Origin of the sequence: Glycomyces arizonensis DSM 44726, from assembly GCF_000482705.1 — a bacterium.
In the GTDB taxonomy this organism is placed as follows: Bacteria; Actinomycetota; Actinomycetes; order Mycobacteriales; family Micromonosporaceae; genus Glycomyces; species Glycomyces arizonensis.
The window spans coordinates 151,353-158,788 of record NZ_KI519475.1 but is presented as its reverse complement, the minus strand read 5'-3'; the positions used below and the strand labels follow the sequence as shown (position 1 = coordinate 158,788).

The following is a 7,436-nucleotide window of genomic DNA, read 5'->3' as shown; positions in this document are numbered from 1 at the left end:
CCTCGACGACGTGCTCCCCGCGCCAGCGGGGATGGGCCCCAGCCCTGTTTCGACGTGTCCGGGGAGGTCGCGTGCTCCCCGCGCCAGCGGGGATGAGCCCGCGGCACTCGGCCTGCACCTCGCCGTTGATGGGTGCTCCCCGCGCCAGCGGGGATGAGCCCTCTCCGATCTGGAGGGGCTGAACTTCGACCACGTGCTCCCCGCGCCAGCGGGGATGAGCCCGGTGAGTACACCTCGCTGGCCGAGGCCGTCGGGTGCTCCCCGCGCCAGCGGGGATGAGCCCCGGTCGACCCTACCGTGACTGCCCTCATTGAGGTGCTCCCCGCTCCAGCGGGGATGAGCCGGAGGCCGGATGCCGAAAGCTAATGGTCCGGCCTGTCGTGACCAGTCTCTTGTGGCATCTGAGCACTCGAAGTCCATCATTTCGTTCCACGGCAGCGTGACCAGACTTATGTGACTGCGGTCTCTAGACGCTTTTGGACCGTTAGCGTGTCGTAAGTTGCGCGGTGCCAAATGATGTGCAACAGTTTCAGCACGCGTGTATCCAGCACGCGCCAAACGAATACCGAAACGCGGCGGGCCGCCGCCCTAATCGCCAAAGAAGTTCGGCGGCCCGCCCCTAGCCAGAGAGGAAACCTCCCATGGTTGGCTTCAGCCTACCCCAAGACCCGGTCCCCGCCTCGGTCAAAATCGACCTCGAACTTCACCAGCCCTACCGGACATGGTTCGGTCTCGGTCGTCTGCGCTGCGAGTGGTGCCACCACAAATGGGGCGCCCACGGCTGCCCGCAGCGGCGTTCGGCCGTGAAGCTGCTCGCCTCCTGCGTCGGCTCTCCTTCACTGCGCGGCGTCCTCGCCAACCTCATCGGCTTCACCTGGGGCGGTGCCGCATGACCAACCCTGAACGCATCGTTCTCGGGCGGTTCACGCTTGAGCATCGACGGATCGAGGTCTACCAGGTCGCCGGGAGGTCTACCACTTCGGTGCGGCTGCGGCGCATCACGCCTGAACCGGTCGTCGACCTGGGATACATCAACCGGATCGGGTCCCCGTTCTCACGGCTGCACCTGTACCGCGCCGAATGGTCCCCCGCGTTGCGGCGGGTCGCGAAGGAACAGGCCGCGGGCATCTGGCTCCACGCCGCGCAACATGAGGCGGAGGTCGACGGATGAACCTGCACTTCGTCGACCGCCTTCCGGTGCTCGGTTACCGCGAGATCGACGGGCGTGATCTCGCTTTTGCTTGGGCTTGGCACACGCCTTGTCTGCGCGTCACTTTCACCGAGGGCGAGCTGCGGCTCCTGGGCCAGGTCGTCGAGCTCGACCACTGCCCGCGCCTCGTCGCCGCGCCGGACAACCTCGACTGGCTCCGTGCCGCCGACCCCGAGCGCGTGCTCGGCGTCCTCGAACACGCCGCCGACCTCTGGGGCAGGAAGGAACACCTCTTCCGCACCTGCGAGGGGTGAAGAACGACCCGGAAACGTCACTGGGCTCGAACTTCGGGACGAGTTTTCAGGCTATTCGTCGCCCTGGTCAAATCGTTGAATTCAGTGACATGTCAGAGTGAGTTAACTACTCTCGGTAACCATGTGTACGCCGCAATAGAAAGGTAGGCACGCATGACCATGTCCGCACGGCGCCGAAAAGGATTCGGGCGCCGACTGGCGGCGGCCGCCGCTGCCGCCGGAATGACGGTGCTGGTCGCCGCGGGGGCCGCCGGAGCCGCCGCTCCCGACGAGACGCCCGAACAGATCCCGCCCTCGCTTCCCGCGGTGGGCGAGACGTTCGACCTCCCTATGGCCATGGAGGGGCTCGAACTGACGATCAACGGTCGGACGGTCACCACCGGCCCGCTCCAGGGCAACGTCACGTTCAAGATCGAGGAGAATCCTGATCCGCTGACGCCATCGGTCTTGGCGACTCCGGCCGGGTTCAAGCTCTCGGGGCAGGTTGAACCAGATGGTGGCACGATCACCATCGAGCAGAACGACGTCGCCATCGACGCAAAGTCGGTGCTGAAGCTGACGCAGCAGTTCCCGCCGAGGTACGAGCAGGTCGTGTCCCTGCCCCTCTCTGTGACCATCGATCACCCGGAGGCATCGACCGCAGAGCAGTCCGAGCCGCTGGTGCTCACCACCAAGGAACCGGGCCAGCTCGTGGGGAGCCTGACTCAGTTCCCGCCCCGGGGTGATGTCTACCAGCTCGAGAACCCGATCGACCTGGCACTGCCCGACGATCCGAACACGACCATCGCGACGATCGACAAGTTCCCGGTGAAGGTCGGGGGCATCTAGCGCGGCGACGGTGCGCGCCGTTTCGGGCAGGCCGCCCCGGACCGGCGCCGCCGGAGCGCGAAAGAAAGGGGCACCGGGCTTCGGCCCGGTGCCCCTCTTTCGTCGTTGGGTCAGGTGCCCAGGAAGGTGCTGGCCTCGCTGACGATGTCGAGCAGGAAGCCCGGGGCCACGCCCAAGAGGACCGTGGCGAGGACTCCGGCGGCGACCACCGTCCCGGCCATCGGGCTGGGCAGGTTCACCGTCGGGGCGTCCGGCGCGGGCTCGTTGAGCCACAGCAGCACCACGACGCGCAGGTACGGGAACGCCAGGATCGCCGAGGAGACCACCCCGACGACGACCAGGCCGATCTCGCCCGCTTCGAGGCCCGCGCTGAACAGGCTGAACTTGGCCGTGAAGCCGCTGGTGAACGGGATGCCGGCCAGGGCCAGCATCAGGACCGTGAAGATCACGGCCGTCCCGGTCGAGTTCTTGCCGAGACCGGCCCAGCGGGACAGGTCGGTGGCCTCGTCGTCGCCGTCGCGCACCAGGCTCACGACCGCGAAGGCCGCGATCACCGTGAAGCCGTAGGCGGCCAGGTAGAACATGGTCTGGCCGACGGCGTCACCGAGGGAGATCACTCCGATGAGGAGGTACCCGGCGTTGGCGATGGAGCTGTAGGCCAAGAGCCGCTTGATGTTCCGCTGCGTGACCGCGAAGATCGCGCCGCCGATCATCGTGGCGATCGCGATGACCACCAGGATCGTGTGCCAGTCCCACGCCGAGGACTGGAGGCCGACGTTGAAGACCCGCAGGAGCGCGCCGAAGGCGGCGACCTTGACGCAGGCCGCCATGAGGGCCGTCACGGGCGTCGGGGCGCCGGTGTAGACGTCGGGGGTCCACATGTGGAACGGGACCGCGGCGGCCTTGAACAGCATCGCCACGGCGATCATGCCGACGCCGATGTAGAGCAGGATCCGCGGCTCGTTCGAGTTGATGCCCGCCGCGTTGATGCCGGTCAGGGAGATGGTCCCCGCGAAGCCGTAGAGCATCGCCATGCCGTAGACGAAGAACGCCGAGGCGAACGCGCCCAGCAGGAAGTACTTCAGGGCCGCCTCCTGGGAGATGAGGCGGCGCCGCTTGGCGAGGCCGCACAGGAGGTAGAGCGGGAGGCTCAGCATCTCCAGGGCCACGAACATGGTGAGCAGGTCGCCCGCGACGACGAACATCATCATGCCGCCGACCGCGAAGAGCGTCAGCGGGAAGATCTCGGTGGCGCCCGACTCGCGGCGCTGGGCGATGTCGGCGGCCGAGTCGGCCACGACGGCCGCCTCGGAGACGAAGTCGCCGCCCCTGGTGGTGCGCTGCTCGGCGAGCAGCAGCACGGCCACCACCGACAGGAGCGCGATGGTGCCCTGGAGGAACAGCCCGGGCCCGTCGAGGGCGACCGATCCGATGTCGGTGCCTTCGAGTGCGAACGCGGTCGCGCTCTTGCCCGCGTTGAGGACCACCGCGATGAACGCGGCGGCGAGCGCGAGGACCGCGAGTCCGACCTGGACGACCAGGCGCCTCGCCTTGGGCACGGACGCCTCGATCAGGAGGCCCGCGAAGGCCGATGCGAAGACGATGATCATGGGCGCGAGGCCGGCCCAATCGATGGACATCTCACTCATTGGTCTCTCCGGCGGCAGGTGCTTGGTCGGGTTCGTCCTGGACGAACTGCAAGGTGTTGTCCACGGCCGGTGTGATGGCGTCGATCAGTGGCTGCGGGTAGAACCCGAAGCCGAGGATCGCGATCACCAGCGGCGCGATGAGGGCCTTCTCGCGCACGGTCAGGTCGCGCTTCATCGCGGGCACGTCGTCGAGCTCGGGGTTCCGGTTGCCCTGCATCGTCCGCTGGTACATCCACAGCACGTACGCGGCGGCGAGGATGATGCCGAGGGTGGCGACCACGGCGACCGGTTCGCTCGTCGTGAAGGCGCCGAGCAGGACCAGGAACTCGGAGATGAACGGGGCCGTGCCGGGCAGCGACAGGGACGCGAGGCCGGCGAACAGGAAGATCCCCGCCAGCAGCGGGAGGGTCTTGGCCGCCCCGCCGTAGTCGCCGATCGAGGAGGAGCCGCGCCGCAGCGCCAGCATGCCGACCACGATGAACAGCAGGCCGGTGGCCAGGCCGTGGTTGAACATGTAGAGGATCGCGCCGGTGGCCGAGGAGGACGTGAACGCGAAGATGCCCACGCCGATGAACCCGAAGTGGGCGATCGAGGTGTAGGCGACGAGGCGCTTGAGGTCGGTCTGGCCGATGGCGACCAGGGCCGCGTAGATGACGCCGATGACGCTCATCCCGATGATCCACGGCGCGAACGTCTGCGTCGCGTCGGGGAAGAGCGGGACGCAGTAGCGCAGGATCGCGAACGTCCCGATCTTGTCCATGACGCCGACCAGGAGCGCGGCGACCGCGGCCGGTGCCGCGCCGCCCGCGTCGGGCAGCCAGGTGTGGAACGGGAAGAACGGGGCCTTGATGGCGAACGCGATGAAGAAGCCGAGGAACAGCCAGTTCTGGAGCGTCCCGGCCTCCATGGGCTCGGCTTCCACGAGGGTCTGCCAGTCGAAGATGCCGCCGTTCGCCACCCACAGGCCGATGACGGCGACGAGCATGAGCAGGCCGCCGAGGAGCGAGTAGAGGAAGAACTTGACGGCGGCGTACTGGCGGCGCGTCCCGGTGCCGTAGGAGCCGATGAGGAAGTACATCGGCACGAGCATCGCTTCGAAGAAGAAGTAGAACAGGAGCACGTTGGAGGACACGAAGGTCGCCAGCATGGCCGCTTCGAGCGTCAGGATGAGCGCGAAGAACGCGGGCACCGAGCGCTTCACCGAGTCGAGGTCCCGCCAGGCGGCGAGCATCGCGATCGGGGTGAGCCCGGCGGTGAGCACGACCATGAGCAGGGCGATGCCGTCGATGCCCCAGGACAGGTTGAGGTCCCAGGCGTCGATCCAGGTGTAGGACTCGGTGAACTGGAGCCAGTCGGCGCCTTCGCCGTAGTCGAAGCCGATGGCGATCAGGGCGGTGATGACGGCGACCGCCCCGGAGAAGGCGAGCGCGATCCACTTGGCGGTGTCGGCCTGCTCGCGCCTGACGGAGGCGACGATGATCGCGCCGATCAGCGGCACGGCGATGAGCGCTGACAGCAATGGGAGCTCGTTCATTGGACAACCACCATCATCATCGGCGCGGCCGTCGCGGTGACGGCGTCGGGCGACTCGTTCATTGGATGACCACCACCATGAGCGCCGCCACGACGATGACGGCCCCCGAAAGTATTGACAGGGCGTAGGAGCGGACGAAGCCGGTCTGGAGGGCCAGCAGGCGCCTGGACGAGCCGCCGACGGCCGCGGAGAGGCCGTTGACGACGCCGTCGACGCCTCTTCCGTCGACCGCGACCGAGGCGTTGGCCGCGAGTCGTCCGGGACGCTCGAACAGGCCGCGGTTGACCGCTTCGCCGCCGAGGTCGGCGCGGGCGACGCGGACCGGCCAGGCGGCGGCGTGCGGCGCCTCCTCGGTGCCGTTCCGGAACAGGAACCAGGCGAGGACCGCGCCGAGGACGACGACGGCGGTGGTCGCGATGGTCACCTGCATGTGCGTCAGGTGCCCGTGCGCCTCGTGCTGCTCGCCGAAGACGGGGACGAGCCAGTCGGTCACCGGGGTGGCCATGAGCCCGCCCGCCGCGAGCGAGCCGAGGCCGAGCAGGACCAGCGGGCCGGTCATGATCGCCGGGGACTCGTGCGGGTGGACGTCCTCGGTCCACCGCTTGGGGCCGTGGAAGGTGAGGATGAACAGGCGGGTCATGTAGAACGCGGTGAGCGCGGCGCCCAGGAGCGCGGCCCCGCCGGTGACCCAGCCCTGCCAGCCTTCGCGGGCGAAGGCCGCGGCGATGATCGGGTCCTTGGAGAAGTAGCCGCTGAACGGGAACAGGCCGATGATGGCGAGCCATCCGGCCGCGAACGTGGCGTAGGTGAGCGGCATGACCTTCCACAGCCCGCCGAAGCGGCGGATGTCGGTCTGGTCGTTCATGGCGTGCATGACCGAGCCGGAGCCGAGGAACAGCCCGGCCTTGAAGAAGCCGTGGGCGAGCAGGTGGATGATGCCGAGCGCGAACGCGGCGCCGCCGAGGCCGACGGCGAGGAACATGTAGCCGATCTGGGAGACCGTCGACCAGGCGAGGACGCGCTTGATGTCGTCCTTGGCGCAGCCGACGATCGCGCCGAACAGGAGCGTGAGCGCGCCGACGACGACGACGGCGGTCTGCACGTTCTCGTTGAGGCTGAAGATGACGTGCGAGCGGGCGATGAGGTAGACCCCGGCGGTGACCATGGTGGCGGCGTGGATGAGCGCCGAGACCGGGGTGGGGCCCTCCATCGCGTCGGGGAGCCACGTCTGGAACGGCCACTGGCCGGACTTGCCGCAGGCGGCGGCGAGCAGCAGCAGGCCGAGCGCGAGGCTCGTGCCGTCCGAGAGGCCCTCGGCGCCATTGAAGACGTTCGCGAAGTCGAGGCTGCCGATGGTGCTCACCATGAGGAACATGGCCAGCAGGAAGCCGACGTCGGCGACGCGGTTGGTCAGGAACGCCTTCTTCCCGGCGGTGGCCGCGGCGGGCTTCATCTGCCAGAACGAGATGAGCAGGTAGGAGGCCAGGCCCACGCCCTCCCAGCCGATGAACGTCATGAAGTAGTTGCCGCCCAGGACGAGGACGAGCATCGCGGCGGCGAACAGGTTGAAGTAGCCGAAGAACTTCCGCCTGCCCTCGTCGTGGGCCATGTAGCCGACGGCGTAGAGGTGGATGAGGAAGCCGACGCCGGTGATGAGGAGGCAGAACACGGCCGAGAGCGGGTCGAACAGCAGGCTCGCCTCGATGTGCACCTCCCCCACCGAGATGATGGTGAACAGGTCGGTGGCGGCGCTCTTGTCGTCCAGGCCGGCCAGGCTCGCGAACATGCCGAGCGCGAGCGCGAAGGCCGCGCCGATGGTGGCGACGCCGACCCAGTGGCCCCACTTGTCGGCGCGGCGGCCGGTCAGCAGCAGCACCGCGGCGCCCGCGGCGGGCAGTGCGATGAGCAGCCACGTCCAGGAGAGCAGCCCGGTGGCTTGCGCGTACGTTATCGGTTCCACT

At 68.2% G+C, this 7,436-nt stretch carries 7 protein-coding genes and 1 CRISPR repeat array; of the genes, 4 read left to right on the top strand and 3 right to left on the bottom strand.

The window, feature by feature from the left end:
• Nucleotides 1-10 precede the first annotated feature (10 nt).
• A CRISPR array of direct repeats spans nt 11-344; the repeat unit is 29 nt; unit sequence GTGCTCCCCGCGCCAGCGGGGATGAGCCC.
• Nucleotides 345-641: 297 nt separating this feature from the next.
• From H613_RS31200 to H613_RS31865, 4 genes are all read left to right on the top strand, one after another.
• Nucleotides 642-893 (top strand): hypothetical protein, encoded by a 252-nt coding sequence (locus tag H613_RS31200; protein ID WP_026924399.1) that lies wholly within the window; start codon nt 642-644, stop codon nt 891-893.
• Nucleotides 890-1,171, top strand: coding sequence for a hypothetical protein (locus H613_RS0122835; protein WP_156926216.1), 282 nt, complete (start codon nt 890-892; stop codon nt 1,169-1,171). Before H613_RS31200 ends, H613_RS0122835 begins: the two co-directional genes overlap by 4 nt.
• Complete coding sequence (locus tag H613_RS0122830) at nt 1,168-1,464, top strand: hypothetical protein (protein ID WP_026925587.1); 297 nt, start codon at nt 1,168-1,170, stop codon at nt 1,462-1,464. The genes H613_RS0122835 and H613_RS0122830 overlap by 4 nt, the downstream gene beginning before the upstream one ends.
• A gap of 153 nt (nt 1,465-1,617) precedes the next feature.
• Nucleotides 1,618-2,292, top strand: coding sequence for a hypothetical protein (locus tag H613_RS31865; protein ID WP_211234932.1), 675 nt, complete (start codon nt 1,618-1,620; stop codon nt 2,290-2,292).
• Between the two features lie 110 nt (nt 2,293-2,402).
• Here H613_RS31865 and nuoN read toward each other — a convergent pair whose 3' ends face one another.
• The 3 genes from nuoN to nuoL are packed head-to-tail and all read right to left on the bottom strand — an operon-like array spanning nt 2,403 to nt 7,435.
• Nucleotides 2,403-3,941: an NADH-quinone oxidoreductase subunit NuoN gene (gene nuoN / locus H613_RS0122820; RefSeq protein WP_026925585.1), complete on the bottom strand. Its 1,539-nt coding sequence runs from the start codon at nt 3,939-3,941 to the stop codon at nt 2,403-2,405.
• Nucleotides 3,934-5,475: an NADH-quinone oxidoreductase subunit M gene (locus H613_RS0122815; RefSeq protein WP_026925584.1), complete on the bottom strand. Its 1,542-nt coding sequence runs from the start codon at nt 5,473-5,475 to the stop codon at nt 3,934-3,936. Before H613_RS0122815 ends, nuoN begins: the two co-directional genes overlap by 8 nt.
• Before the next feature lie 58 nt (nt 5,476-5,533).
• Complete coding sequence (nuoL, locus tag H613_RS0122810) at nt 5,534-7,435, bottom strand: NADH-quinone oxidoreductase subunit L (protein WP_026925583.1); 1,902 nt, start codon at nt 7,433-7,435, stop codon at nt 5,534-5,536.
• Nucleotide 7,436 lies beyond the last annotated feature (1 nt).